This is a genomic window from Bacillus sp. FSL M7-0558 (assembly GCF_038003245.1).
Lineage (GTDB): Bacteria > Bacillota > Bacilli > Bacillales > Bacillaceae > Bacillus > Bacillus pumilus.
In genome coordinates this window covers 2,321,885-2,348,000 of the sequence record NZ_JBBOOU010000001.1, presented here as the reverse complement: position 1 = coordinate 2,348,000, position 26,116 = coordinate 2,321,885, and the positions used below count along the sequence as shown (strand labels likewise).

The window sequence follows — 26,116 nt, the reverse complement described above, 5'->3', positions numbered from 1 at the left end:
AATGGAAAAGGTTGTTTGTATTGGCTGCGGTGTAGCCATTCAGACGGAAGATAAAGATCAATTAGGATATGCGCCGGCAGCATCTCTATTGAAAGAAGATGTGATCTGTCAGCGCTGTTTTAGGTTAAAGAACTACAATGAAATACAAGATGTTTCTTTAACAGAAGACGACTTTTTAAATATATTGCACAGTATCGGAGAGACAGATTCTCTGATTGTCAAGGTCGTTGATATTTTTGACTTTAACGGAAGCTGGATTAATGGGCTGAGTCGTATTGTCGGTGGTAACCCGATTTTACTCGTCGGCAACAAAGTAGATATTTTACCGAAATCCGTGAAAAAAGATCGTTTAATTCATTGGATGAAACGGGAAGCGAAAGAAAACGGATTGAACCCGATCGATGTTTTCTTAATCAGTGCAAGCAGAGGTCAGGGCGTACCTGAGGTGATGGAAGCGATCGATCATTACCGCGAAGGAAGAAATGTCTACGTCGTCGGCTGTACGAATGTTGGGAAATCCACATTTATCAATCGAATCATCAAAGAAGTATCTGGTGAAGAGAACGTGATCACCACATCCCAATATCCAGGTACAACACTTGATGCCATTGAGATCCCGCTTGATGACGGATCTGCTCTATTTGATACGCCGGGCATTATCAACCGTCATCAAATGGCGCACTATGTCAGTAAAAATGACTTGAAGATCTTAACGCCGAAAAAAGAATTGAAACCGAGAACGTTCCAATTAAATGAAGCTCAAACGCTTTATTTTGGCGGGCTTGCTCGATTTGATTATGTAAAAGGCGGCAGAACGTCATTTGTCTGCTATATGCCAAATGAGCTGAACATACACAGAACAAAGTTAGAGAACGCAGATGATTTATATGAAAAACATGCCGGTGAACTGCTATCACCGCCATCAAAAGAGGGGATGGAAGATTTTCCTCCACTCGTTCCACATACCTTTACCATTGATCAGCCGAAAATGGATATCGTCTTCTCAGGCTTAGGGTGGATCACGGCAAATGATGCAGGTAAGCAAATCAAAGTCTATGCGCCAAAAGGCGTGCATGTGTTTATGAGACGTTCGTTAATTTAAATGTTCAGAGGGGGAGAGACCTTGAAACCTTTATACGGAGTAATCGGTAACCCTGTTGGCCATTCAATGTCTCCGGATATTCATAATGCAGCATTAAAGGATGCTGGAATTGATGGACATTATCATGGCTTTCAAGTAGAAAATGATGACCTGAAAGATGCCATTAGCGGTATGAAAGCCTTAGGAATCAGCGGCTTTAACGTCACTGTTCCGCACAAGGTAGACATCATGCAGTACCTGGACAAAATTGATGTGACAGCTGAACGCCTGCGTGCAGTCAATACGGTGCGGTTCGAAGGAGGTCAGCTCGTCGGGTACAACACAGATGGGGAGGGCTTTCTTCATTCATTGCTTGAAGCCTTGGATCAGCCTTTATCAGAGCTGTCATTTCTAATGATTGGTGCTGGCGGAGCGGCAAATGCGATTTATACGACAATCGCTGACTATGCACCGAAAAGCTTTGATATCACCAATCGTACCATTGAAAAAGCGGAGGCTTTAATTGAAAGTGCAAATGGGAACTTCACTTCTAGTGCCATTACATTAAAGACGGCGGAAGAGCAGCTTGGGGAATATGATGTCATCATCCATACAACCTCAATTGGTATGCACCCGAATGTTGAAGAAACCCCGATTTCTTTAGCAAACGCAAAAAAAACAGCGGTTGTTTGTGATATTGTGTATAATCCAATAGAAACAAAACTGCTCAGAGAAGCAGCCGGGTTAGGTTTGAAAACAGTAGATGGTGTCGGCATGTTTGTTGGACAAGCAGCTAGAGCCTTTGAACTGTGGACAGGCATCACGCCTGACGCAAGAAAAATGAAGTCAATTGTGATACAGAAATTAGGAGGAACACCATGTTAAAAGGGAAACAAAAACGTTTTTTACGTGCAAAAGCACATCATTTATCACCTATTTTTCAAGTAGGAAAAGGCGGGGTAAATGACAATATGATCAAGCAAATTTCCGAGGCGCTTGAAGTAAGAGAATTGTTAAAGGTCAGCATATTACAAAACTGCGACGAGGACAAAACGGAAGTTGCGAAAGCACTTGTCAAAGGTGCAAAAGCTGAACTTGTTCAAACGATCGGAAATGTGATTGTCCTTTATAAAGAATCAAAGGAAAATAAACAAATTAAGCTGCCGTAAAGGTGGATGTGATATGAAAAAAATAGGGTTGTTTGGCGGTACGTTTGATCCTCCTCATAATGGGCATTTGCTGATGGCAAATGAGGTGCGTTTTCAAGTAGGGCTTGATGAAATTTGGTTTATCCCAAATCACAAGCCTCCTCATAAAACAGACCGGAAGCGAGCAGATAGTCGTCACCGGGTGAAAATGGTGGATGCGGCGATCCAGTCAAATCCACATTTTCGATTGGAGCTCATTGAAATGGAGCGAGAGGGTCCATCTTATACAGTAGATACGGTGGAGCTTTTAAAGAAGCATCATCCTGAAGATGAGTTCTTTTTTATGATTGGAGCGGACATGGTCGAGTATTTGCCAAAATGGCATCGGATAGATGATTTGCTTCAGATGATTACTTTTATTGGGATGAAAAGACCGGGTTATACCCGAAATACGACATATCCTCTTTTATTTGCAGATGTTCCAGCTTTTGATGTATCATCGACATTGATTAGGCAGCGAATCATGCAGGAAAAACCTGTCGATTATTTGATACCGAAAGCTGTTGAGCGTTATATAAAGGAGCATCACTTATATGAATCGTGAAGAAGCATTAAGCTGTGTCAAAGAGCAGTTAACAGAGCATAGATATACACATACACTCGGGGTTATGGAGACAGCTATTTCTTTAGCGGAACGGTTCGGTGCAGATGTGAAAAAAGCAGAGATCGCCGCTATTTTTCATGATTATGCGAAATTTAGACCAAAGGATGAAATGAAGGGGATTATCCAGCAGGAACAGATGAACCCTCTATTGCTGGAATATTCGCCCGAGCTTTGGCATGCCCCGGTTGGTGCCTATTTGGTTAAAAAGGAAGCAGCTATTAACGACCAAGATATTTTAACGGCCATTGAATTTCATACATCAGGCAGACCAAACATGACATTACTTGAAAAGGTCATTTATGTCGCTGATTATATCGAACCAGGACGTCATTTCCCTGGTGTTGAAGAAGTAAGAGAGTTAGCAGAGCAAGATTTAGATAGCGCACTGATTCAGTCACTAAAAAACACGATCAGCTTTTTATTGAAAAAGAACCAGCCAGTCTATCCAGATACGCTTGCGACTTACAACTCACTTGTGCATAAGAACAATTAAGGAGGAATTTGGATGGATTCATCATCAATTTTAAACGTCGCGGCAGGAGCATGCGATGATAAACGGGCTGAGGATATTATTGCCCTTAATATGCAAGGAATCTCACTTGTTGCCGATTATTTTCTCATTTGTCACGGGAACTCTGATAAACAAGTGCAGGCCATTGCAAGAGAAGTAAAACATCTTGCAGAGGAAAGCGGAATCGAAGTGAAGAAGATGGAGGGCTTTGATGAAGCAAGATGGGTATTGATTGATCTTGGTGATGTCATTGCTCATGTGTTCCACAAAGAAGAAAGAGGATACTACAACCTAGAGAAGCTATGGGGAGATGCGCCGAGAGAAACGCTTTCACTTGGCATTAACTCATGATTTATCAAGGGTTTGCAGGTGTGTATGACGAGCTCATGACACATGCACCTTATGATGAATGGGTTCAGTGGATCCAGCAGAATATCAAACCGAATGCTGCCATTATTGATGTTGGCTGTGGAACTGGAGAGATTTCTCTTCGGTTAGCTGAAAAGGGTCACGCAGTCACAGGAATTGACCTCAGTGAAGAAATGCTGGTTTTCGCGCAGCAAAAAGCACAGGCGAAAAAGCAGTCCATTCAATTTTTACATCAAGATATGAGAGAGCTGACGGGTTTTGAGCAAGTCTTTCAAGCGGCGGTTATATGCTGTGATTCCTTGAATTACTTAAAAAACGAAAATGACGTCAAAAAAACCTTTAAAAACATGTTTCAGCTTTTAGAGGCAGATGGGGTTTTACTCTTTGATGTTCATACTCCTTATAAAATGGAAGAGGTATTCCCAGGTTCGACTTATGCCGATCAAGATGAAGAGATCAGCTATATTTGGCAGAGTGATAAAGGGGATGACATGTATTCGGTCATTCACGATTTAAGCTTTTTTGTAAAGGACGGAGACGTGTATCAGCGTTATGATGAGACACATGAACAGCGTACATTTCCATTTGAGACCTATGCGGCGTTCCTTGAGTCCGCTGGCTTTGAACAAATAGAAGTGACCGCTGATTTTACAAATGAAGCGCCTGGGGAATTCGCCGAAAGATATTTCATTTCAGCTAAGAAGCCAAAAACCATCGTTTAATGGAACGATGGTTTTTTAAAACCCTTTTTTCGCTTGTTGCAGAGTTGATTAATTTCTGCGATCATCAGTAAACACACTTGGCGGATATTGATGCGCAACCGCTTCAAGATCTTCATCGAATTTTTCATGGGTGTTTTGAAAAAGGCGGTGGAACATATCTTGAACACCTGCTTCAAGTGCTTTAATCCCTTCACCCGTAACGCCGCCTTTTACACACACTTTGTCTTGTAGTGTCGGAAGGGTATAGACTCTTTTTTCAATCAAACGGCCAAGCCCTACAAGCATATCTTCTGATAAGATGGTGGCTTCTTCTTTAGAAATATCTGTTTCTTCAACGGCTGCTTCAATCATTTTCTGAACGAGGAAGCTGATAAAGGCAGGACCGCAGCTGACGATATCTGACGCCGCTCTTGTAATCGAATGATGAATTTCAATAGGTGTTGAAATGCAGGAAGCTAATTGTCTTAACGCTGTTTTCGTCGCGACATTACATGACGATCCAAATGTTAAAAGTGACGCACCTGATAAAGCGCGGTTCGTAATGCTTGGAATCAGCCTGGCTGTTTGACAAGGAACGATATCCTGAAGCTGTTCAGGATGAACCGGACTTGTAATGATGACAATGGTTTGGTGCTCTTTTAAAAGAGGGCTCAGCTCTTTTAAAAGAGGATAAATATCAAGCGGCTTGACACAAACAAAGATGAAATCTTTATCCATGACAGCTCCTGTAAGCTGTTTTGTTACTTCAAGCTCTGGGTGGTTCTTTTTTATATTGAACGCTTTTTCTATGGTCCGGTTTGTAATGGTGATGGATGAGGGATTGACTGCCTTTGATTCAATAAATGCCTCAGTAAGTATGGTACCCATGTTTCCTGTACCGATTATCCCGATATTCAAACGTTCTCCCTCCTTAGGCGCATAGGATCTGTTATCTTCTAAACAGTATGTTGAGCAATAGAAAAATATGATTGAAAGAAGCGTGAGCACGTGAAGCGACTCATTCCATTGAAAAAATACAGTCTTTATATCGGAGCTGGGCTCATGGGCACGATCATCATCACTTTCTTCCTTTTGGCAGGAAATAAGGAGAGCTCTAGAGAGCCAAGTGTATTGAAGAAGGGCGATCAAGACATACAAGTCACATTAGAAGACAAACAAGAAAAGACCGATAATGAATCATCCTCCATTTTTGTGGAGGTCAAAGGGGCTGTAAAAAAGCCAGGTGTTTATACGTTTCAATCTGATGCACGGGTAGAAGAAGCCATTCGAAGAGCAGGAGGTTTTACTAGTAAAGCAGACACGATTGAAATTAATCAAGCAGCAAAATTAGAAGACAGTATGATGATTTATGTCCGGAAGCAGGGAGAAGCAGAGAGAGAGGCACAAACAGCAGGTGCAGACGCTCCATCGGGTAATGAAAAGAGTCAAGGTGTCAATGTGAATCAGGCTGATGCAGCGGAATTGCAAACCATTAATGGAATAGGGCCAGCTAAAGCAGAAGCCATCATTACGTACAGAGAGGAGCACGGAGAATTTCAACAAATTGAAGATTTGCGGAACATTTCAGGTTTTGGGGAGAAGACCATTGAACGGCTGAAAAATGAATTGACCGTTAAGTAGAATTGACGGTATAGAAGGAAGGCATGTACACTTAATACCAACCATCATTCTGGAGGGATCAGCTCGTGGAAAGAATTTCATGGAATCAATATTTTATGGCGCAAAGCCATTTGCTTGCTCTGCGAAGCACCTGTGAGCGGTTAGCTGTTGGGGCGACCATCGTCAGAGACAAGCGTATCATTGCAGGGGGATATAATGGCTCAATTGCTGGTGATGTCCATTGTGCAGATGTGGGATGCTATGTCATTGATCATCACTGCGTTCGCACCATCCATGCGGAAATGAACGCTATTTTACAATGTGCCAAATTTGGTGCACCTACAGCCGATGCTGAAATATATGTCACACATTTTCCTTGTTTGCAGTGCTGTAAAGCCATTATTCAAGCAGGTATTCGAACCGTTTACTATGCAAAGGATTATAAAAATCACCCATATGCCATTGATTTATTTGAGCAGGCAGGTGTTCAAACGGAACAAGTTGAACTCGATGAAATGATCATCGACTTAAAAAATCAAGAAAAATTAGCCTTTGTTGCAGATCTAATTGGCAAACTAAGTGAATCAGGACTTAGTGAATCAGAAATTCGCAATATGCATGAGAAGGCGAATCAATTATTTACTTCCTATGTTTAATTATTTGCCGTTTGGGGCAATTTCAGCAGCTGTTGGAATTGCTCTGGCTGCATATCATCTTCATATGTACTTCCTTCTCTTTCTTCTCATCATCTTCCTTCTCAGCCTACTGAAAAAAATCCCCAAACTCTTTCTCATGATCAGCCTATGTGGAGCCGTCTATACTCTTATTTTTATGGTTCATGAGTTTTTTGAAACGGAGCAACCTGTTCAAGAAAAATTCTTTTCCGGCTCTGTTGTGATTGAAACGATTCCGAAAATAGATGGCAATCGTTTTTCGGCAACTGTGTCAACAGAAGATGACCGGCTAGCCGCTTTCTATACCATTCAAACAGAGCGTGAAAAAGAGACGTTAAAAGACGTAGAGCCAGGTATGAGCTGTCATATGACAGGTGATATTCGACCGCCTAAACACGCAACCATTCCTAACGGGTTTCAATACGATCAATTTCTACAATCAAAAGGCATTCGCGCTATTTTCTTACCGCAGTCAATCAAAGGCTGTACAAAAAATGATCGTCCTTCCTATTATCTTCAAAAGATGAGGCAAAAGGGCTTAAAATTCTTAGAAGATCATGTGCCGAAAAACTCTGTAGGTATTGTACAGGCTCTTATTTTTGGAGACCGTGATTTGATTGATCCTGATACGCTAAGAGACTATCAAATGCTCGGTATTATTCATCTGTTAGCGATCTCAGGACTGCATGTGCAAACGCTTCTTGCCTGTTTATTTTGGTGTCTGCTTCGTGCCGGTGTGACAAGAGAGACAGCGCGTCTTCTTCTATTATGCTTTCTTCCTGTTTATGCTTGTTTGACAGGTGCTGCACCATCAGTTTTAAGAGCTTGCCTTATGGCAGGAATCTATTTAGTGATGACAAGCCTGCCAAAAGAAATGAAACAGCCTTCTGCTGTCGTATTAAGCGCAACGTTTTTATTCTTATTAGCGATTCATCCTCTATATCTATTCGAGATCGGATTTCAGCTTTCATTCGTGGTTACGTTTTTTATTTTGTTATCGACCAGAATCTTATCGCAAGCGAAAAGCGCCGTGATGCAGTTGTTCCTTGTCTCATTTGTTGCACAGCTTGCCTCGCTTCCTGTTCTTTTATATCATTTTCAGCAATTTTCTTTGCTGAGCATCCCATTGAATATGATATTTGTCCCTTTTTATACAACAGTTGTCCTGCCTCTATCCTTACTCTTTTTTCTTTTGTCTATCATTTATCTTCCGCTTGGACAAGTGTTGTTCCAGTTGCTTGATTCGGTCATGCAGCTAAGTCATCAGTTGTCAGCACATATGGCAGTTTTTGATGGGTTCAACCTGATTTTTATGAAATCGACTTGGTGGCATATTCTGCTTGAAGTGAGCGCCATTGTTTTTTTGCTGTTTGTGATGGAGTGCAAAATGTCCGTGAAATCCTATGCCGTGCCGATTATATTACTCATCGGTGTCTTGAGTGCACACTATTTCACCCCGAATTTTCTCCAAAAAGGGGAGGTCACGATGCTGGATGTCGGCCAAGGGGATAGTTTGTTTATTCAGCTCCCTTACCGAAAGGGACATCTACTTGTGGACACAGGTGGCAGACTTTCTTTTGATGATGAACCATGGAAAAAAAGACGTAAAGTGTCTACGATCGGTGAACAAACACTAATCCCGTTTTTGCATTCTAAAGGTATAGCAAAACTTGATGTGCTGATTCTCACGCATGCAGATCAAGACCACATGGGAGAAGCAGTTCGTTTAATCAAGCGAAATAAAGTAAAGCGGCTAGCCATACCAAAAGGTTTTGCCCGAAGTCCAGAAGATGCAAAGCTGCTAAAAGAAGCAGCTGAAAAAGGGATTATGATTGATGAATTAGAAAGAGGAGATCAGCTCCAAGTTGGAGAGCACATATTTGAGGTTCTTCACCCTTCGCAAGACCGGGTGACAAGTAAGAACAATGATTCACTTGTTCTAACTTTTAATCTTGGCGGGAAACGGTTTCTGTTCACTGGAGATCTTGAACATGAAGGGGAACGAGATATTATAGAAGCCTATCCTCACCTGCAAGCAGATGTCTTAAAGGTTGGGCATCATGGGAGCAAAGGGTCAACAAGTGATGAGTGGATTCGGCATCTGGAGCCGTCGCACGCACTCATTTCGGCTGGTGAACGCAATCGTTATCAGCATCCTCATCAGGAAGTCTTGAAAAAACTAAAGGATCATCAAACGAAGGTGTACCGCACAGATCAAGACGGAAGTGTGACCTATGGATTTCTTGAGAAGGAAGGAACGTTTTACACGCATCCTCCATATGATATCTTACAAAAACAATAAAAAAACTGCCAAAACGGCAGTCATGTAGCAATCATGAAGTTAAGATCCAACGAGGTGTATAATGGTTGCCAAAATAAACATTGAGGCGAAAAATCCGAATGTGACGATAAAACCAACAGCTGAGTCGATCGCATCATTTCGCTTGCTTTGAACATTTTTTTCAAATTCATTCATTTTCATCCCTCCTGGCTAATTTTAGTATACTTGAACTCATTTGGAATTGCTAGAAGGTAAAGTAACCGTTTTCCATTTTCATGATCATTTTATGAATATCGTCTGAAGCAAGCTGACCCGGGAGCTTGCACCAGACGTTTACTATAAATGAGGAGGCGGTACTTTCAGCTTCCTCTTTACTAATGTCTTCGCACACTTTAGGATAGAGGAGGAAGTGAAAGAGAGGGATTCAATTTATGGTCTTTGAGGTTTGGAACAATTTAAAAAGAGGGGATATCCATCCCGTTTATTGCTTATATGGAAAAGAAACGTATTTACTGCAAGAAACAGCAGCTAAATTAAGACAAGCTGTAGTAGACGAAGAGACAAAGGATTTTAATTTCTCAGTCTTTGATATGGAAGAGGTGCCGCTTGAACAGGCTGTGACAGATGCAGAAACCTTTCCGTTCATGGGAGAAAGGCGTCTCGTTGTGATCAAGAACCCTTATTTTCTTACAGCGGAAAAGAAAAAAGAGAAGATTGAGCATGAGCTTTCTCTGTTAGAAGCTTATTTAGAAAAGCCGGCGCCTTATACCATTCTCGTCTTATTGGCACCATATGAAAAGCTGGATGAACGGAAGAAAATCACCAAATTGCTAAAAAAGAAAGCGGCTATGGTTGAGGCAAAAGAGTTAAACCCAAAAGAAACAACGGATTTCACCATTACGCTGGTGAAAACAGAAGGAAAGGCGATGACATCTGAAGCGGCTGAGCAGCTTGTGATGCTGTGCGGCGGAAGCCTATCCTCATTGTTTCAAGAGGTCAGGAAGCTGAGTACATATATTGGAGAGCGAGAAGAAATTGAATTAGCGGATGTCAATCAGCTCGTTGCAAGAAGCTTAGAGCAGAATATTTTCGAATTAATTAACCAAATTGTCAACAGACGCCGCTCTCAGGCCATGCAGATGTTTTATGATTTGCTGAAACAAAATGAGGAACCCATTAAAATATTAGCGCTTATATCCACTCAATTTCGTTTGATTTTACAGACGAAGTATTTCGCTCAGCAAGGATATGGGCAAAAACAAATTGCTTCAAATCTAAAAGTCCACCCATTCCGCGTGAAACTTGCTATGGATCAGGCAAGGCTGTTTTCAGAAGAAGAGCTGAAGCAGATTGTCAAAGAGCTATCAACGATCGATTATGAAATGAAAACCGGTAAAAAGGACAAGCAGCTATTGCTAGAATTGTTTCTGCTTCGCCTATTAGGCGCTTGAACATAAAAAAACGACCTTCTAAAAAGAGGGTCGTTTTTGTTTAGATGTATAATTGTCAGTCTGTCCTAATGGCTGAGCCGGTCAGGACGGACGTACAGTTAAACAGTTGCCTCATTACTGAGGCGTTGCAAGCATTATGCAGAAAGTCCGTTTACTTGTTTAGCAAGTCTTGACTTGTAACGCGCAGCTGCGTTTTTGTGTACAAGACCAGTTTTAACGGCTTTGTCAATGCGTTTTGCAGCAGAAGAAAGAGCAGCTTTTGCTTGCTCAGCATCGTTGTTAGCTACAGAAACTTCAACTTGTTTAATCGCAGTACGCATCGCAGACTTGATTGTCACGTTGTGTGCACGGCGTTCGTTATTCGTTTTTGTACGTTTGATCGCTGATTTAATATTTGGCATGTGTTTCACCTCCTAAGATACAACCTAAACACAATTGTCTTAAGGTTAAATCTTCACAATAGAACAAGTTGTATTCTATCAAACACACCTTTAGAATGCAATATAAATGTAAAGTATTTTTCATTGATGAAGCGCTCGAATGTTTCTTTCAAGAGATGGAAAGACTACTGTTAATTACTTGGTGGAAGGAGTCTTTTTATGGAGAAACAGAAACTTGATTTAAGTGCTTATCAAATTCGGACAGACTTGGCTGTTGAAACAAAAGAGATACTAGAACAAGAGAACGATCCGAATGTTGTCAAAAAGGATGGAATTCAAGGGATTGTCGAAAAGGAAAAAGAAGAGCATGGCATCCGTATACGCACGGTGGAGATTACGAAAGAAGGGGAGGCGCTGACCAGCAAAAAGGCAGGAACATACTTGACACTTGAGGCGCAGGGCATTCGGGAGAAAGATTCTGAGATGCAGGAAAAAGTTGTCGAAGTCTTTGCCCATCATTTTGCTCAGTTTTTAAAAGATCGAGGCATTCAGACTGATGCGAGCTGTCTTGTAGTAGGACTAGGAAACTGGAATGTCACGCCAGATGCGCTAGGTCCGCTCACGGTTGAAAGTCTGCTTGTGACCCGGCATCTTTTTGAATTACAGCCGGAAAATGTACAGGAAGGCTACCGCCCAGTGTCCTCTTTATCACCGGGAGTGATGGGACTGACTGGTATTGAAACAAGCGACATTATACAAGGCGTGATCGAGAGGTCCAAACCCGATTTTGTCATTGCAATCGATGCCCTTGCTGCTCGTGCAGTGGAACGGGTGAATACGACGATTCAAATCTCTGATACAGGTATCCATCCCGGTTCAGGTGTAGGGAATAAGCGAAAAGAATTAAGCAAAGAAACGTTGGGAATTCCAGTGATTGCGATTGGCGTTCCGACAGTGGTAGATGCAGTCACCATTGCAAGTGACACAATTGATTATGTCTTAAAGCATTTTGGTAGAGAACTGAAAGATGACAGGCCGTCCCGCTCTCTTGTGCCGGCTGGTTTGACGTTTGGGAAGAAAAAAGTTCTAAACGAAGAAGACTTACCAGATGAAGAAACGCGTCAATCATTCTTAGGTATCGTAGGAACTCTTCCAGAAGAAGAGAAACGGCAGCTGATCCATGAAGTGCTTGCGCCGCTAGGGCAAAATCTCATGGTCACGCCTAAGGAAGTGGATACATTCATTGATGATATGGCAAACGTGCTCGCCAATGGATTAAACACAGCGCTTCATCAAAAAATCTCTCAAGATAACATGGGTTCTTATAATCATTAATCGGTTCTACTTTCTCTAGCTCGCTCATAGTGTAATTACTAGAAAGCGTGCTGGAGGGAGTAAATCATGAAAAAAAGACCCCGCCGTCCTCGACAGTTGGTCGTTGCGATTAATGGAACAAAAGTAGTCAAAAGCATTTTCTTATTTATAGCCTCGCTTGTTGTAGTGTTTGTGATGTCAGGGGCGTTGACATCTTTAAAACCTGAGCTGAGGCCACAAGCCTCCCTATATGGTGTAGCAGATGAGCTTTCCGGGGCGTTTTTCGCCACATTAATGGGCATGGAAAACCAATATTTCGCCTCAGCCGTCCCGAAAGATCAAAAAGGGTTTCATTTCTCTGGACTGTCACTCAAGCTTGCGACCAGTATCAATTTAGAAGACCCGCGTAGTTTTCTAGGTAGAGAACTTCCAGGCTTTGAACATTTTGATACAAAAATCATCTTAGCAGGTGAAGGAACAGACTATACCAACATGCCAATGGAATCGCCGCCGCCAAGTGAAGTCATTCAAGATGAAAAAGAAGCAAATTTAGCAGAGCTGGACAAGCTCGACAAAGATGTGCCGAAAAAGCCTGCGAAAGAGCCGGACCGGTCGACAGGAAAACGAAAAGCTGTGTACATTTACCATACACATAATACGGAATCATATTTACCATTTTTAAAAGGAGAAACGAATCCAAACAATGCACGGCACTCAAAAGTGAATGTCACCCTTGTCGGTGACATGTTCGGAAAGGCGCTTGATCAGCAAGGAATCGGGAATACGGTCGACAAAACAGAAGTTGAAAAACGGCTTCTGCAAAAAGGACTAAAGTATCCCCAGTCTTATAATGAATCAAGACTGGTCGTAAAAGAAGCCTTAGCGAAAAATGATGATCTCGAATATTTAATCGATATCCACCGTGACTCAAGAAGAAAGAAAGACACTACTGCCGAGATCAAAGGGAAAAAATATGCGAGAATTGCGTTTGTTGTGGGAAAGAAGAATCAAAGCTATGAGAAAAACCTCAAGCTTGCGACGGAGTTCCACCATTTGATGGAGAAAAAATATAAAGGACTCAGTGTCGGTGTGTTTGCCAAAGGCGAAATTGGTGATAATGGAATTTATAATCAAGATTTATCCGACAAAGCCCTTCTTTTAGAATTTGGCGGAGTGGATAATAATATGGAAGAATTGAAAAATGCATCCAATGCAGCAGCTGATGTCTTCAGCGACATTTTCTGGGATGCGGAAAAAGTAAACGGCAAAGCAAAGGATGAGAAAAAACGCTCTTAAGGTGGTGACGGTGCATGGGATCATTTATGGGAAAAACCATTATTTTAGGACTGGTCTTGCTATTTGGCGTCTTTTTAGGAATGCAGCAGGCAAATAATGGCATGCTGCAAATGAAGGGTTACCATGACCCGCAATTAAAAGGCGCTTTCTCCATCCAAATGAACGACGAAGAAGAACGAGAAGCCTCTATCTTAGGAACGGCTGTTACAGAAAAGGATCTTGCCGAAAAGCAAAAGCAGCTTGAGGAAATAGAGAGCTTTAATGCTTTCTCCAAAGCAGGAAAGGTGTTGTCTGATGGCATGACACATGCAGCTCGTTCTCTTTATGATTGGGTAAATGGGAAATAAATAAATCTACACCTTATGACTAAAGCCGCTAATCAATGAGCGGCTTTTCTTGATTTCGATTGAATCTTTACAGCCCTATTGATATAATCTAACCTAGCGCAACCCGCGTTTTATAGTAGGAGTGATAGATTGTGACAGATAAAGAAAAACGATTAGAACGGCAATCAAGAATTCGAAATTTCTCCATTATCGCCCATATTGACCACGGGAAATCCACATTGGCCGACCGTATTTTAGAAAAAACAGCGGCGATTACGCAGCGAGAAATGAAAGAACAATTACTTGATTCCATGGACTTAGAGCGTGAACGCGGCATAACGATTAAATTAAACTCTGTCCAGCTGAAATATAAGGCGAAGGATGGAGAAGAATATATTATGCACCTGATTGATACACCAGGGCATGTCGACTTCACCTATGAGGTATCTCGAAGCCTTGCTGCCTGTGAAGGTGCGATTCTCGTAGTAGATGCAGCACAAGGAATTGAAGCACAGACACTTGCGAATGTTTATTTAGCTCTTGATAACAACTTAGAAATTCTTCCGATTATCAATAAAATCGATCTGCCAAGTGCAGAGCCTGAGCGTGTAAGAGGAGAAATTGAAGATGTCATCGGGTTGGATGCGTCTGAAGCTGTTCTCACCTCTGCTAAGGCTGGTATTGGGATCGAAGATATTTTAGAACAAATCGTCGAAAAGGTGCCAGCACCTGCTGGGGACCCAGAAGCACCGCTTCAAGCTCTTATATTTGATTCTCTCTACGATGCGTATCGCGGCGTTATTGCGTACATACGAATTGTGGAAGGAACGGTCAAACCAGGTCAGAAAATCAAAATGATGGCGACGGGCAAAGAATTTGAAGTACTTGAAGTCGGCGTATTCACACCAAAAGCCATGCCGACAGATGAACTCACTGTTGGAGATGTTGGCTACTTAACAGCAGCAATTAAAAATGTCGGCGATACACGTGTGGGGGATACGATCACAAGTGCGGTGAACCCAGCGAAAGAAGCGCTGCCAGGATACAGAAAGCTGAACCCAATGGTTTACTGCGGTCTTTATCCGATTGATACAGCGAAATATAACGATTTACGTGAAGCACTAGAAAAGCTTGAATTAAATGATTCTTCACTTCAATATGAGGCAGAGACGTCCCAAGCACTTGGCTTCGGTTTCCGCTGCGGCTTTCTTGGAATGCTTCATATGGAAATCATCCAAGAACGGATTGAGCGTGAATTTAAAATCGATCTCATTACGACAGCACCAAGTGTTATTTACGATGTGTATATGACAGACGGAGAAAAAATCATCGTCGATAACCCGTCCAATCTGCCTGATCCGCAAAAGATTGAGAAAATTGAAGAACCATACGTGAAAGCAACAATGATGGTGCCGAATGACTATGTAGGCTCTGTCATGGAGCTTTGTCAAGGAAAGCGCGGGCATTTCATTGATATGCAATACCTTGATGCAAACCGAGTGAGCATTGTGTACGAAATTCCTTTGGCGGAGATCGTGTATGAATTCTTTGATATGCTCAAGTCCAACACAAAAGGCTATGCGTCCTTTGACTATGAGCTGATTGGCTATCGTCCATCTACTCTAGTGAAAATGGACATCATGCTGAATGGTGAAAAAATCGATGCCCTTTCCTTTATTGTTCACCGCGATTACGCCTATGAACGAGGCAAGATCATCGTAGAAAAGCTGAAAGAACTCATTCCACGCCAGCATTTTGAAGTACCAGTTCAAGCGGCGATTGGACAAAAAATTGTGGCTCGTTCTACCATTAAAGCGATGCGTAAAAACGTACTTGCTAAATGTTATGGTGGAGACATTTCCCGGAAAAGAAAGCTTCTTGAGAAGCAAAAAGAAGGGAAAAAGCGCATGAAACAAGTGGGCTCTGTTGAAGTCCCGCAAGAAGCATTTATGGCTGTGCTGAAGATGGACGACAGCACACCGAAAAAATAACATCCTCCTCAAGGCAACCTGCTTTACAATGTCAGCCTTGGCGTTTATAGTCGAAAACAAACAAAGGTGCCGCAGCGATAAACTGCGGCTCTTTACCTGTAAAGAAGGTGTCATCAAATGAAAGCAGCATACATTCACATTCCATTTTGTGAGCACATTTGCCACTATTGTGATTTCAATAAATTTTTCATTAAAACGCAGCCAGTCGATGAATACTTAGCGGCTCTTGAAAAAGAGATGCAGCACACGATCGAGCAAAAGGGTGAGCAAGAACTCAAGACGATCTTTATTGGCGGGGGAACTCCGACATCATTGACCGTTAGCCAGCTAGACCAGCTTATGAACAGCATTCACCGTGTGTTAAAGCCGGCAAAAAACCTGGTTGAATTTGCAGTTGAAGCGAATCCAGATGAATTATCACTCGAGAAGCTGCATGTGTTAAAAGAAGCCGGTGTCAATCGGCTAAGCTTTGGCGTCCAAACCTTTGAAGATGATTTGCTCAAAAAAATCGGACGAGTTCATCAAAAGAAAGATGTTCTCACGTCCTTTGAGAGAGCTAGAGCGGTAGGATTTGACAACATTAGCCTTGACCTCATGTTTGGCTTGCCGCATCAAGAAAAGCATCATGTTATGAATTCACTTGAGACAGCTTTCTCTTTAGGAGCAGAGCATTATTCTGTCTACTCACTGATTGTGGAGCCGAAAACGGTGTTTTACAACTTAATGCAAAAAGGAAAACTGCATTTACCGCCGCAAGAACGTGAGGCTGAAATGTATGAACTTGTGATGGATGAAATGGAGCGCCATGGATTACATCAATACGAAATCAGCAATTACGCCAAACCTGGCTTTGAAAGCCAGCATAACCTGACCTATTGGAGCAATGAAGATTACTTCGGTTTCGGTGCAGGGGCACACGGGTATGTAGATGGCATCCGAAATGTGAACGCAGGACCAGTGAAGCATTACTTGGAACTGGTTGAGCAAACTGGGTTCCCGTATAAAGAAACTCATCAAGTCACAAAAGCAGAGCAGATAGAAGAAGAAATGTTTTTAGGCCTTCGAAAAATCGAAGGGGTGAAAAGTGCCGACTTCCAAGCCAAATATGGTGCTTCACCAGAAGCTCTTTTTCCCTCAGTTCTTGAAGAATTAGAAGAAAAAGGTCTCATTGTAAAAGATGACATTGGAATTCGTTTGACAAGAAAAGGGAAATTGTTAGGAAATGAAGTATTTCAAGCGTTTCTCGGTGAGTTATAATTGACATTTTAATTTGAGTTTGGTAATTTTGTTTATACAATTAGCACTCGTTGAAAGAGAGTGCTAACAGGGGTGATGATGATGTTAACAAATCGTCAGCTTTTGATTCTGCAAGTCATCATTAATGACTTTATTCGTTCGGCGCAGCCAGTTGGATCAAGGACTCTTTCTAAAAAAGAGGACATCACATTCAGCTCTGCGACGATTAGAAACGAAATGGCTGATTTGGAGGAACTTGGTTTTATCGAAAAGACCCATTCTTCATCAGGAAGAATTCCTTCAGAAAAAGGATATCGTTATTATGTAGATCATTTGCTCTCTCCGCGAAAACTGTCGTCTAAAGATCTTGTGCTTATCCAGTCGGCTTTTCAGGAGAAAATTTTTGAGCTGGAAAAAACAGTTCAAAAATCGGCGGAAATTTTATCAGATCTCACAAACTATACATCGATCGTGCTTGGTCCAAAGCTGAGTGAAAATCGATTAAAGCAAATTCAGCTTGTCCCCGTTCAGCCAAATAAAGCCGTAGCAATCATGATTACAGACAGCGGACATGTTGAAAACAAAACCATTACCTTCTCTGAGCATCTCGATGTCTCCGATATTGAGAAGCTGATGAATATTTTGAATAGCCGCTTAGCTGGCGTTCCAATGGACCAGTTGAAGGACAGGATGTATAAAGAAGTAGTCATGCTTCTGCGCACACATTTAAAAGATTATGATCACATTTTAGATGCGCTTGGCAACACATTTACATCGACACAAAATGAATCAAAACTTTTCTTTGGCGGGAAGATTAATATGTTGAATCAGCCTGAATTTCATGACATCGACCGCATTCGCTCACTCATGATGCTGATTGAGCAAAAGAATGATGTCATGCAGCTGTTTCATCCAAATCAGCAAGGTATCACCATTAAAATCGGTTCAGAAAACAATTTGGAAGCAATGGAGAACTGTAGTTTGATCACAGCGACTTATTCGATTGATCAAAAATCACTTGGCTCCATTGCCGTCATCGGACCAACCCGCATGGATTACGGGCGAGTCGTTAGTCTTTTGCATCATGTATCAAAAGACTTGTCAAACGCACTTTCCAATTTGTATGATGAGTAGGGTGATAAAAAGATAGGGGCACTGCCCCTTCGTATTCTTGAATCTTTTGAGGGAGGTGAACACAATGTCAGAAGAAAAACAGACACCTGAGCAAGAAGCAGAGGTTGAAGCACAAGAAGAAGCAGTTCAAGCAGATACTGAGGAAGCAAAGCATGATGAACAGTCTGCCTTCCAAGAGAAAATCGATGAATTGAAGCAGCTTCTAGATGAAAAAGAAAACAAGATTCTGCGTGTTCAAGCAGATTTTGAAAACTATAAACGCCGTGCTCGAACTGAAGTGGAGACCGTGCAAAAATATCGTTCTCAACATGTTGTCAGCGATCTTCTCCCAGCTCTTGACAACTTTGAAAGAGCCCTTGGAATTGATCCAGACAATGAGCAGGCGAAAAGTTTGTTAGAAGGAATGCAAATGGTTTACCGCCAGCTGGTAGAAGCGTTGAAAAATGAAGGCGTTGAACCAATTGAAGCTGTCGGCAAAGAGTTCGATCCAAACCTTCATCAAGCCGTCATGCAAGTTGAAGATGAAAACTTTGATTCAAATATCGTAGTAGAAGAATTGCAAAAGGGCTATAAACTCAAAGACCGAGTTATTCGTCCATCAATGGTAAAAGTAAATCAATAACTACATAATGGGAGGTCATCGATTATGAGTAAAATCATTGGGATTGACTTAGGAACAACAAACTCATGTGTTGCAGTACTTGAAGGCGGAGAGCCAAAAGTCATTGCAAACGCTGAAGGAGCACGTACAACACCATCTGTTGTCGCTTTTAAAAATGGAGAGCGCCAAGTTGGTGAAGTAGCGAAACGCCAATCAATTACAAACCCGAACACAATCATGTCTGTTAAAAGACATATGGGTACAGACTATAAAGTAGAAGTTGAAGGCAAGAACTATACACCGCAGGAAATCTCTGCAATCATTCTTCAACACCTTAAATCTTACGCTGAAGGCTACCTTGGCGAAGAAGTAACAAAAGCTGTTATCACAGTTCCTGCTTACTTCAACGATGCAGAACGTCAAGCTACAAAAGATGCTGGTAAAATTGCTGGTCTTGAAGTAGAACGTATCATCAACGAACCAACAGCAGCTGCGCTTGCTTATGGTTTAGATAAAACAGATGAAGATCAAACGATCCTTGTATACGACCTTGGCGGCGGTACATTTGACGTATCAGTCCTTGAGCTTGGAGACGGCGTCTTTGAAGTACGCTCAACTGCTGGGGACAACCGTCTAGGTGGAGACGATTTTGACCAAGTGATCATTGATCACTTAGTAGCTGAATTCAAAAAAGAAAATGGCATTGACCTTTCAAAAGATAAAATGGCGCTTCAGCGTTTAAAAGATGCTGCTGAAAAAGCGAAAAAAGATCTTTCTGGTGTATCTTCTACACAAATCTCACTGCCATTTATCACAGCTGGAGATGCAGGTCCTCTTCACCTTGAATTAACGCTAACACGTGCTAAATTCGAAGAGCTTTCTGCAGATCTTGTAGAGCGTACAATGACACCTGTACGTCAATCATTGAAAGATGCTGGTTTATCTGCTAGCGAGATTGATAAAGTCATCCTTGTTGGTGGATCAACTCGTATTCCTGCAGTTCAAGAAGCAATCAAAAAAGAAACAGGCAAAGAGCCTCATAAAGGTGTAAACCCTGATGAAGTGGTTGCTCTTGGTGCGGCGATTCAAGGTGGAGTCATCACAGGAGATGTCAAAGACGTTGTTCTTCTTGATGTAACACCACTTTCTTTAGGAATTGAAACAATGGGCGGCGTATTCACAAAGCTGATTGAACGTAATACAACAATTCCAACAAGTAAATCTCAAGTATTCTCAACGGCTGCTGACAACCAAACAGCGGTAGACATCCATGTTCTGCAAGGTGAGCGCCCAATGGCAGCAGACAACAAAACATTAGGTCGTTTCCAATTGACTGACATTCCGCCAGCACCACGCGGCGTACCACAAATCGAAGTATCTTTTGATATCGATAAAAACGGTATTGTCAACGTACGTGCGAAAGATATGGGTACAGGCAAAGAGCAAAACATCACCATCAAATCTTCTTCAGGTCTTTCTGATGATGAGATCGAAAAAATGGTCAAAGAAGCAGAAGAAAATGCTGAAGCAGATGCGAAGAAAAAAGAAGAAATCGAAGTGCGCAATGAAGCAGATCAATTAGTGTTTACAACAGAAAAAACATTAAAAGATCTAGAAGGCAAAATCGATGAAGAGCAAGTGAAAAAAGCAAACGACGCGAAAGATGCACTAAAAGCTGCGATCGAAAAAGGCGAGTTTGAAGACATCAAAGCGAAAAAAGATGAGCTGCAAACAATCGTTCAAGAACTAACGACAAAGCTTTATGAAGAAGCTGCAAAACAAGCACAAGCTCAGCAAGAAGGCGCTGAAGGTGCTCAAAAAGCAGATGACAATGTAGTGGATGCAGAATACGAAGAAGTAAACGACGATCAAGAGAAAAAATAATCACCTTTACTTTTGAAAAAGACTGCTGAAACGTACTCGTCAGAAAGTCAAAGTCAGGATCTCTTGGCTTTGACTTTTTTTCTTTCCAACGATGAAAGCAATTGAAAAAGGTCAAATCAAAATGATACAATCGTACTTATGTGAGAAAATCGGGAGTGTGAAGAGATGAGTAAGCGTGATTACTATGAAGTGCTTGGCGTGAGTAAGAGCGCCTCAAAAGACGAGATCAAAAAGGCATACCGCAAGCTTTCAAAAAAGTATCACCCTGATATTAATAAAGAAGCTGGCTCAGATGAGAAATTCAAAGAAGTAAAAGAAGCCTATGAAACCCTTTCTGACGATCAAAAACGTTCGCAGTATGATCAGTTCGGTCATACCGATCCAAACCAAGGCTTTGGCGGCGGCGGTTTTGGCGGAGGAGGAGACTTTGGCGGCTTCGGCGGCTTTGATGACATCTTCTCTAGTATTTTTGGCGGTGGAGCCAGAAGAAGAGATCCAAATGCACCGCGTCAAGGAGCAGACTTGCAATATACAATGACGCTTTCATTTGAAGAAGCAGCATTTGGGAAAGAAGCAACGATTGAAATCCCTCGCGAGGAATCATGTGAAACGTGTCATGGATCAGGGGCAAAGCCTGGGACAGAAGCGAAGACTTGTTCACATTGCGGCGGCTCTGGTCAATTAAATGTTGAGCAGTCAACTCCGTTTGGTAAAGTGGTCAACCGCAGAGTATGTAACTACTGTAGCGGAACAGGAAAACAAATCGATCACAAATGTTCTACATGCGGCGGCTCTGGTAAAGTGCGTAAGCGTAAGAAAATCAATGTGACGATCCCAGCTGGTGTTGACGATGGTCAGCAGCTTAGAGTGTCTGGTCAAGGGGAGCCAGGTGTAAATGGAGGACCTCCAGGCGATCTATTTGTTGTGTTCCATGTGCGTTCTCATGAATTCTTCGAGCGTGACGGGGATGACATTTACTGCGAAATGCCGTTAACCTTTGCACAGGCTGCATTAGGTGACGAAATTGAAGTGCCGACATTACACGGTAAAGTGAAATTAAAAGTCCCTGCTGGCACGCAAACTGGCACAAAGTTTAGACTCAAAGGAAAAGGTGTGAAAAATGTACGCGGCTATGGCCAAGGCGATCAGCATATCGTTGTACGAGTCGTCACACCAACAAATTTAACGGACAATCAAAAAGATATCATTAGAAAATTTGCTGAAGTGAGCGGAAATAAACCGGACGAACAAGAAATGAGCTTCTTCGATAAGGTAAAACGCGCATTTAAAGGCGAGTAAGACGGATAAGGAGTTGGTAGTATTGAAGTGGTCAGAAATTAGCGTCCATACAACAAATGAAGCGGTGGAACCAATCACCAATATTTTGCATGAAGCAGGTGCGAGTGGTGTCGTGATTGAGGACCCGCTTGATTTAGTCAAGGAACGTGAAAATGTATACGGTGAGATCTACCAGCTCGATCCGAATGACTATCCTGAAGAAGGGGTCATCGTCAAAGCCTATCTTCCAATGAACAGCTTTTTAATGGAAACGGTAGATGAGATCAAAGAAGCCATCAACAATCTTCTTCTATACGATATTGACCTTGGACGAAATACGCTGTCCATTTGTGAAGTAAATGAAGAAGAATGGGCCACCGCATGGAAAAAATACTATCATCCTGTGAAAATCTCTGAAAAATTCACCATCGTTCCAACATGGGAAGAATATACTCCGGTTCATTCTGATGAACTGATTATTGAAATGGACCCAGGAATGGCATTTGGAACAGGGACACATCCAACAACCGTTCTTTGTATTCAGGCGCTTGAGCGCTATGTGAAGGAAAACGATACGGTGATTGATGTTGGAACAGGCTCTGGGATTTTAAGTGTGGCAGCAGCGATGGTTGGTGCAAAGGACATTCAAGCCTTTGATCTCGACACCGTTGCGGTTGAAAGTGCAAAGCAAAACATCGAGCTAAATGGTGTAAGCGAACAAGTGACGGTCAAGCAAAACAACTTACTTGATGGGATTTCAGGTGAACGTGATGTGATCGTCGCCAACATTCTCGCAGAAGTGATTTTGCGCTTTACAGATCAAGCCTATGACTTATTGAAGAAAGATGGCTATTTCATTACATCAGGCATCATTGGACAAAAGAAATTACAAGTCAAAACAGCATTAGAAGAAGCAGGTTTTGACATTGTTGAAGTGCTGTCAATGGAAGATTGGGTCAGCATTATAGCGAAAAAATAAAGCGAGTAGGTGTCAGGACACGTATGCAACGATATTTTATCGACCTCACGAAAGAAGAAGTGATCGCAAAGGGATCTATCGTCATCAATGGTGAAGATGTACATCACCTTTCCAACGTCATGCGCATGAAAGCAGGGCAGGAAATCCTTTGCTTAACGACAGACGGCTTTGAAGCGCTCAGTAAAATTGATACAATAACAAAGGAAGAAGTCATTTGTCACGTTGAAGGCTGGACAAATCAGGACAGAGAGCTTCCGGTAAGAGTAACAATTGCGAGCGGTCTCCCAAAGGGAGATAAGCTTGAGCTGATTATCCAAAAAGGCACAGAGCTTGGCGCAAGCGCATTTATCCCGTTTCAAGCGGCTCGTTCTATTACAAAAATTGACCAAAAGAAGTCACATAAAAAACGAGAGCGCTGGGAGAAAATCGCGAAAGAAGCAGCTGAACAGTCCTACCGGAATATCATTCCTCGTGTTGATCCAGTATCAACATTTAAAGAGCTGACTCAATTAGCTGGTGAATTCGATAAATGTGTCGTTGCATACGAAGAATCATCGAAAGAAGGAGAGCAAAGCCGCTTTCAAACTGTGCTCCAACAGATGAAAGGCGGACAAACCTTGCTAGTGGTTTTTGGCCCTGAAGGCGGTTTAGCAGAAAAGGAGATTGAAGCGCTTGAAACGCATGGTGCAGTCATTTGCGGGCTCGGACCACGCATTTTAAGAACAGAAACAGCTCCTCTTTACGCGCTTTCTGCTATATCTTATCAAACAGAGTTATTAAGAGGTGAATCATGATGGGAACAGTAGCGTTCCATACACTTGGCTGTAAGGTCAATCACTATGAAACAGAAGCGATCTGGCAGCTGTTTAAAGAAGCAGGCTATGAAAGAAAAGAGTACGAATCAAAAGCAGACGTATACGTCATTAATACATGTACGGTCACGAATACTGGCGATAAAAAAAGCCGCCAAGTCATTAGAAGAGCCATTCGTCATAACCCGGATGGTGTCATTTGTGTAACAGGCTGTTATGCGCAAACATCTCCAGCAGAAATCATGGCGATTCCTGGTGTTGATATTGTCGTGGGAACACAAGACAGACATAAATTACTCGGTTACATTGAAGAATATCGCAGAGAAAGACAGCCGATTAATGGGGTTGGCAATATTATGAAAGCACGTGTGTTTGAAGAACTCGATGTTCCTGCTTTTACAGACAGAACACGTGCGTCATTAAAAATCCAAGAAGGCTGTAACAATTTCTGTACATTCTGCATTATTCCTTGGGCTCGCGGACTTCTTCGTTCTCGTGATCCAGAAGAGGTCATCAACCAAGCGCAGCAGCTTGTGGATGCCGGCTATAAAGAAATTGTATTAACAGGTATTCACACAGGTGGATACGGAGAAGACTTAAAGGATTATAACTTTGCAAAGCTTCTGAAAGAATTAGATGAACGTGTCAACGGCTTAAAACGAATTCGTATTTCATCTATCGAAGCAAGTCAAATTACAGATGAAGTGATAGAAGTGCTTGATCAGTCAGATAAGATTGTCAGACACCTTCACATCCCGCTTCAATCTGGCTCTAATACAGTGCTGAAAAGAATGCGCCGTAAATATACGATGGAATTCTTTGCAGAGCGTTTAACAAAGCTGAAAAAAGCATTGCCAGGTCTTGCTGTCACCTCTGATGTGATTGTAGGATTCCCTGGAGAAACAGAAGAAGAGTTTTTGGAAACATACAACTTTGTCAAAGACCATCAATTTTCTGAACTGCACGTATTCCCTTACAGCAAACGTACAGGTACGCCAGCTGCAAGAATGGAAGATCAAGTGGATGAAAATGTGAAAAACGAACGTGTCCACCGCTTGATCGCTCTTTCTGATCAGCTTGCGAAAGAATACGCATCAGCTTATGAAGGAGATGTCCTAGAGATTATTCCGGAAGAATCCTTCAAAGAACAAGAAGGAAAGCACAATCTTTATGTGGGCTATACAGATAACTATATGAAGGTTGTTTTTGAAGGAACAGAGGACATGATCGGCCGTTTGGTCAAAGTGAAAATTACGAAAGCGGGTTATCCTTATAACGAAGGACAATTCGTTCGTATAAGCGATGAAGTACAAACAGACAAAGTGAGAATGACCTCATAATCAATCAAACACCGGTGCCAAAAGGGCAAGCCGGTGTTTTATTTTGATTGATTCGGTAAAAGGCATAAAATCAATGTGTGAAATGGACGGATGAACGGGAAGAAAAGCAAAGAGCTTGCCACATTAAACAGCAGGCTGAAGTGCGCAATTTGCTGTGCGGGAGCGTTTGCAAGAAGGGCGACGAATTCTGTCATCATGGCGAGAAATGGGAGACATAAAAGCACTCCGAGCACATTAAACAAAACGTGTGCATAAGCCGTTTGACGTGCTGCATAGCCGCCAGATATGGCAGCCATTACGGCTGTAATACATGTCCCAATATTGGACCCTAACACAAAGCTGATGCCTTCCTGAAGCCCAACCGTTCCTTCATTCATAAACCCCATTAAAATGCCGATACAGACGGAGCTTGAATGAACAATCGCTGTGAAGATAGTACCCGAAAGCAGCGCCGTCCAGTCAGAATGCTGCATCATTTCGAGAAAGCGCAATGTCTCAGGCTGACTTGTCATCATACCTGCAATTTTAGAAAAGCCTTGAATACAAAAAAAGATCATCCCGAGTCCAAATATACTTTTTCCTGCATGCCTAAAAGATTTTTTGCCTAACATCATGCATATCAGACCAGCTAGGATTAAAACCCACATGAAAACATCCATTTTAATGGCGATAAATTCTGTTGTAAACGTAGAGCCAATATTGGTACCAAGAATCATTGGAATGGATTTTTTAAAAGAGAGAATACCTGTACTGACAAAGCCAATCACGATGACCATAAACGCTGAACTGCTTTGAAGAATCCCTGTAAATACGATGCTGACTAAGAATGCTTTTACCGGATGATCTGTAAAGAGAAGAAGTGATTTCTCAATACGAGACGACGCAAGCGCCATTAATCCTTTTCTCAGCAAACCCATTGACCATAAAAAAATGAAAATAAGTGCACAAAAATAAATGATCGCCATCATAGAAAAGTCCTCCTCTTACCAATGAATATATGGACTTGTCTACCTGCTCATGACGAAAATATATTTCCAAATCACTT

The 26,116-nt window shown here is 42.0% G+C and carries 27 protein-coding genes; 23 read left to right on the top strand and 4 right to left on the bottom strand.

What is annotated here, in order from left to right; all coding sequences use genetic code 11:
• Window position 1: 1 nt before the first annotated feature.
• Genes yqeH through MHB79_RS11810 form a run of 7 tightly spaced genes read left to right on the top strand, consistent with a single transcriptional unit; the run spans window position 2 to window position 4,495 of the window.
• Window positions 2-1,102, top strand: coding sequence for a ribosome biogenesis GTPase YqeH (yqeH, locus tag MHB79_RS11840; protein ID WP_044139444.1), 1,101 nt, complete (start codon window positions 2-4; stop codon window positions 1,100-1,102).
• Window positions 1,103-1,123: 21 nt separating this feature from the next.
• Entirely contained in the window at window positions 1,124-1,966 is an 843-nt protein-coding gene (gene aroE, locus MHB79_RS11835) for a shikimate dehydrogenase (protein WP_340989813.1), read from the top strand.
• Window positions 1,960-2,250: a ribosome assembly RNA-binding protein YhbY gene (gene yhbY, locus MHB79_RS11830; protein ID WP_003217501.1), complete on the top strand. Its 291-nt coding sequence runs from the start codon at window positions 1,960-1,962 to the stop codon at window positions 2,248-2,250. Before aroE ends, yhbY begins: the two co-directional genes overlap by 7 nt.
• A gap of 13 nt (window positions 2,251-2,263) precedes the next feature.
• Window positions 2,264-2,833, top strand: coding sequence for a nicotinate-nucleotide adenylyltransferase (locus MHB79_RS11825; protein ID WP_003217492.1), 570 nt, complete (start codon window positions 2,264-2,266; stop codon window positions 2,831-2,833).
• The gene (gene yqeK, locus MHB79_RS11820; protein WP_003217386.1) at window positions 2,823-3,386 is read left to right on the top strand and encodes a bis(5'-nucleosyl)-tetraphosphatase (symmetrical) YqeK; all 564 of its coding nucleotides are present in this window, start codon (window positions 2,823-2,825) and stop codon (window positions 3,384-3,386) included. Before MHB79_RS11825 ends, yqeK begins: the two co-directional genes overlap by 11 nt.
• Before the next feature lie 12 nt (window positions 3,387-3,398).
• Window positions 3,399-3,755, top strand: coding sequence for a ribosome silencing factor (gene rsfS, locus MHB79_RS11815; RefSeq protein WP_003217467.1), 357 nt, complete (start codon window positions 3,399-3,401; stop codon window positions 3,753-3,755).
• Window positions 3,752-4,495, top strand: a complete 744-nt coding sequence (locus MHB79_RS11810) for a class I SAM-dependent DNA methyltransferase (RefSeq protein ID WP_106032744.1) — start codon at window positions 3,752-3,754, stop codon at window positions 4,493-4,495. Before rsfS ends, MHB79_RS11810 begins: the two co-directional genes overlap by 4 nt.
• A 48-nt stretch (window positions 4,496-4,543) precedes the next feature.
• On the opposite strand, the gene comER is transcribed toward MHB79_RS11810, so the two are convergent.
• Window positions 4,544-5,392 (bottom strand): late competence protein ComER, encoded by an 849-nt coding sequence (gene comER, locus MHB79_RS11805; protein ID WP_340989812.1) that lies wholly within the window; start codon window positions 5,390-5,392, stop codon window positions 4,544-4,546.
• Between the two features lie 90 nt (window positions 5,393-5,482).
• Between comER and MHB79_RS11800 the strand changes: the two genes are divergently transcribed.
• From MHB79_RS11800 to MHB79_RS11790, 3 genes are all read left to right on the top strand, one after another.
• Window positions 5,483-6,115 (top strand): helix-hairpin-helix domain-containing protein, encoded by a 633-nt coding sequence (locus MHB79_RS11800; protein WP_268458421.1) that lies wholly within the window; start codon window positions 5,483-5,485, stop codon window positions 6,113-6,115.
• Window positions 6,116-6,180: 65 nt separating this feature from the next.
• A complete protein-coding gene (locus MHB79_RS11795) occupies window positions 6,181-6,750 on the top strand; it encodes a ComE operon protein 2 (protein WP_003217422.1) in 570 nt (189 codons plus the stop codon).
• The gene (locus MHB79_RS11790) at window positions 6,743-9,070 is read left to right on the top strand and encodes a DNA internalization-related competence protein ComEC/Rec2 (protein WP_340990599.1); all 2,328 of its coding nucleotides are present in this window, start codon (window positions 6,743-6,745) and stop codon (window positions 9,068-9,070) included. The genes MHB79_RS11795 and MHB79_RS11790 overlap by 8 nt, the downstream gene beginning before the upstream one ends.
• A gap of 39 nt (window positions 9,071-9,109) precedes the next feature.
• Here the strand turns inward: MHB79_RS11790 and MHB79_RS11785 are convergent, their stop codons facing one another.
• Window positions 9,110-9,244, bottom strand: coding sequence for a YqzM family protein (locus MHB79_RS11785; protein WP_003217416.1), 135 nt, complete (start codon window positions 9,242-9,244; stop codon window positions 9,110-9,112).
• A gap of 236 nt (window positions 9,245-9,480) precedes the next feature.
• Between MHB79_RS11785 and holA the strand changes: the two genes are divergently transcribed.
• On the top strand, window positions 9,481-10,500 hold the full coding sequence (gene holA / locus MHB79_RS11780; protein WP_050943732.1) for a DNA polymerase III subunit delta: 1,020 nt from the start codon (window positions 9,481-9,483) through the stop codon (window positions 10,498-10,500).
• A gap of 134 nt (window positions 10,501-10,634) precedes the next feature.
• On the opposite strand, the gene rpsT is transcribed toward holA, so the two are convergent.
• Window positions 10,635-10,901, bottom strand: coding sequence for a 30S ribosomal protein S20 (gene rpsT, locus MHB79_RS11775; protein WP_003217506.1), 267 nt, complete (start codon window positions 10,899-10,901; stop codon window positions 10,635-10,637).
• Between the two features lie 198 nt (window positions 10,902-11,099).
• On the opposite strand from rpsT, the gene gpr reads away from it, so the two are divergent.
• The 12 genes from gpr to mtaB all read left to right on the top strand — a co-directional run bounded on the left by gpr (window position 11,100) and on the right by mtaB (window position 25,071).
• Complete coding sequence (gpr, locus tag MHB79_RS11770) at window positions 11,100-12,215, top strand: GPR endopeptidase (protein ID WP_003217353.1); 1,116 nt, start codon at window positions 11,100-11,102, stop codon at window positions 12,213-12,215.
• A 66-nt stretch (window positions 12,216-12,281) separates the two neighbouring features.
• A complete protein-coding gene (locus MHB79_RS11765; protein WP_003217396.1) occupies window positions 12,282-13,490 on the top strand; it encodes a stage II sporulation protein P in 1,209 nt (402 codons plus the stop codon).
• A 14-nt stretch (window positions 13,491-13,504) separates the two neighbouring features.
• Entirely contained in the window at window positions 13,505-13,837 is a 333-nt protein-coding gene (locus tag MHB79_RS11760) for a YqxA family protein (protein ID WP_050943734.1), read from the top strand.
• Between the two features lie 131 nt (window positions 13,838-13,968).
• Window positions 13,969-15,807, top strand: a complete 1,839-nt coding sequence (gene lepA, locus MHB79_RS11755) for a translation elongation factor 4 (protein WP_050943735.1) — start codon at window positions 13,969-13,971, stop codon at window positions 15,805-15,807.
• 117 nt (window positions 15,808-15,924) lie between these two features.
• Window positions 15,925-17,064, top strand: coding sequence for a radical SAM family heme chaperone HemW (hemW, locus tag MHB79_RS11750; protein ID WP_340989808.1), 1,140 nt, complete (start codon window positions 15,925-15,927; stop codon window positions 17,062-17,064).
• 81 nt (window positions 17,065-17,145) lie between these two features.
• On the top strand, window positions 17,146-18,177 hold the full coding sequence (hrcA, locus tag MHB79_RS11745; protein ID WP_050943737.1) for a heat-inducible transcriptional repressor HrcA: 1,032 nt from the start codon (window positions 17,146-17,148) through the stop codon (window positions 18,175-18,177).
• A 64-nt stretch (window positions 18,178-18,241) separates the two neighbouring features.
• Complete coding sequence (gene grpE / locus MHB79_RS11740) at window positions 18,242-18,799, top strand: nucleotide exchange factor GrpE (protein WP_335365376.1); 558 nt, start codon at window positions 18,242-18,244, stop codon at window positions 18,797-18,799.
• A 24-nt stretch (window positions 18,800-18,823) separates the two neighbouring features.
• The gene (gene dnaK / locus MHB79_RS11735) at window positions 18,824-20,662 is read left to right on the top strand and encodes a molecular chaperone DnaK (RefSeq protein ID WP_050943738.1); all 1,839 of its coding nucleotides are present in this window, start codon (window positions 18,824-18,826) and stop codon (window positions 20,660-20,662) included.
• A gap of 165 nt (window positions 20,663-20,827) precedes the next feature.
• The gene (gene dnaJ / locus MHB79_RS11730) at window positions 20,828-21,961 is read left to right on the top strand and encodes a molecular chaperone DnaJ (RefSeq protein ID WP_003217525.1); all 1,134 of its coding nucleotides are present in this window, start codon (window positions 20,828-20,830) and stop codon (window positions 21,959-21,961) included.
• Window positions 21,962-21,983: 22 nt separating this feature from the next.
• On the top strand, window positions 21,984-22,919 hold the full coding sequence (gene prmA / locus MHB79_RS11725; RefSeq protein ID WP_003217481.1) for a 50S ribosomal protein L11 methyltransferase: 936 nt from the start codon (window positions 21,984-21,986) through the stop codon (window positions 22,917-22,919).
• A gap of 23 nt (window positions 22,920-22,942) precedes the next feature.
• Window positions 22,943-23,713 carry a 16S rRNA (uracil(1498)-N(3))-methyltransferase gene (locus MHB79_RS11720; protein WP_050943740.1) on the top strand — a complete coding sequence of 257 codons (771 nt, stop codon included), beginning with the start codon at window positions 22,943-22,945 and terminating at the stop codon, window positions 23,711-23,713.
• Window positions 23,713-25,071 (top strand): tRNA (N(6)-L-threonylcarbamoyladenosine(37)-C(2))-methylthiotransferase MtaB, encoded by a 1,359-nt coding sequence (gene mtaB / locus MHB79_RS11715; RefSeq protein ID WP_050943741.1) that lies wholly within the window; start codon window positions 23,713-23,715, stop codon window positions 25,069-25,071. Before MHB79_RS11720 ends, mtaB begins: the two co-directional genes overlap by 1 nt.
• Before the next feature lie 38 nt (window positions 25,072-25,109).
• Here the strand turns inward: mtaB and MHB79_RS11710 are convergent, their stop codons facing one another.
• Complete coding sequence (locus MHB79_RS11710; protein ID WP_003217427.1) at window positions 25,110-26,039, bottom strand: Na/Pi symporter; 930 nt, start codon at window positions 26,037-26,039, stop codon at window positions 25,110-25,112.
• Window positions 26,040-26,116: the final 77 nt, after the last annotated feature.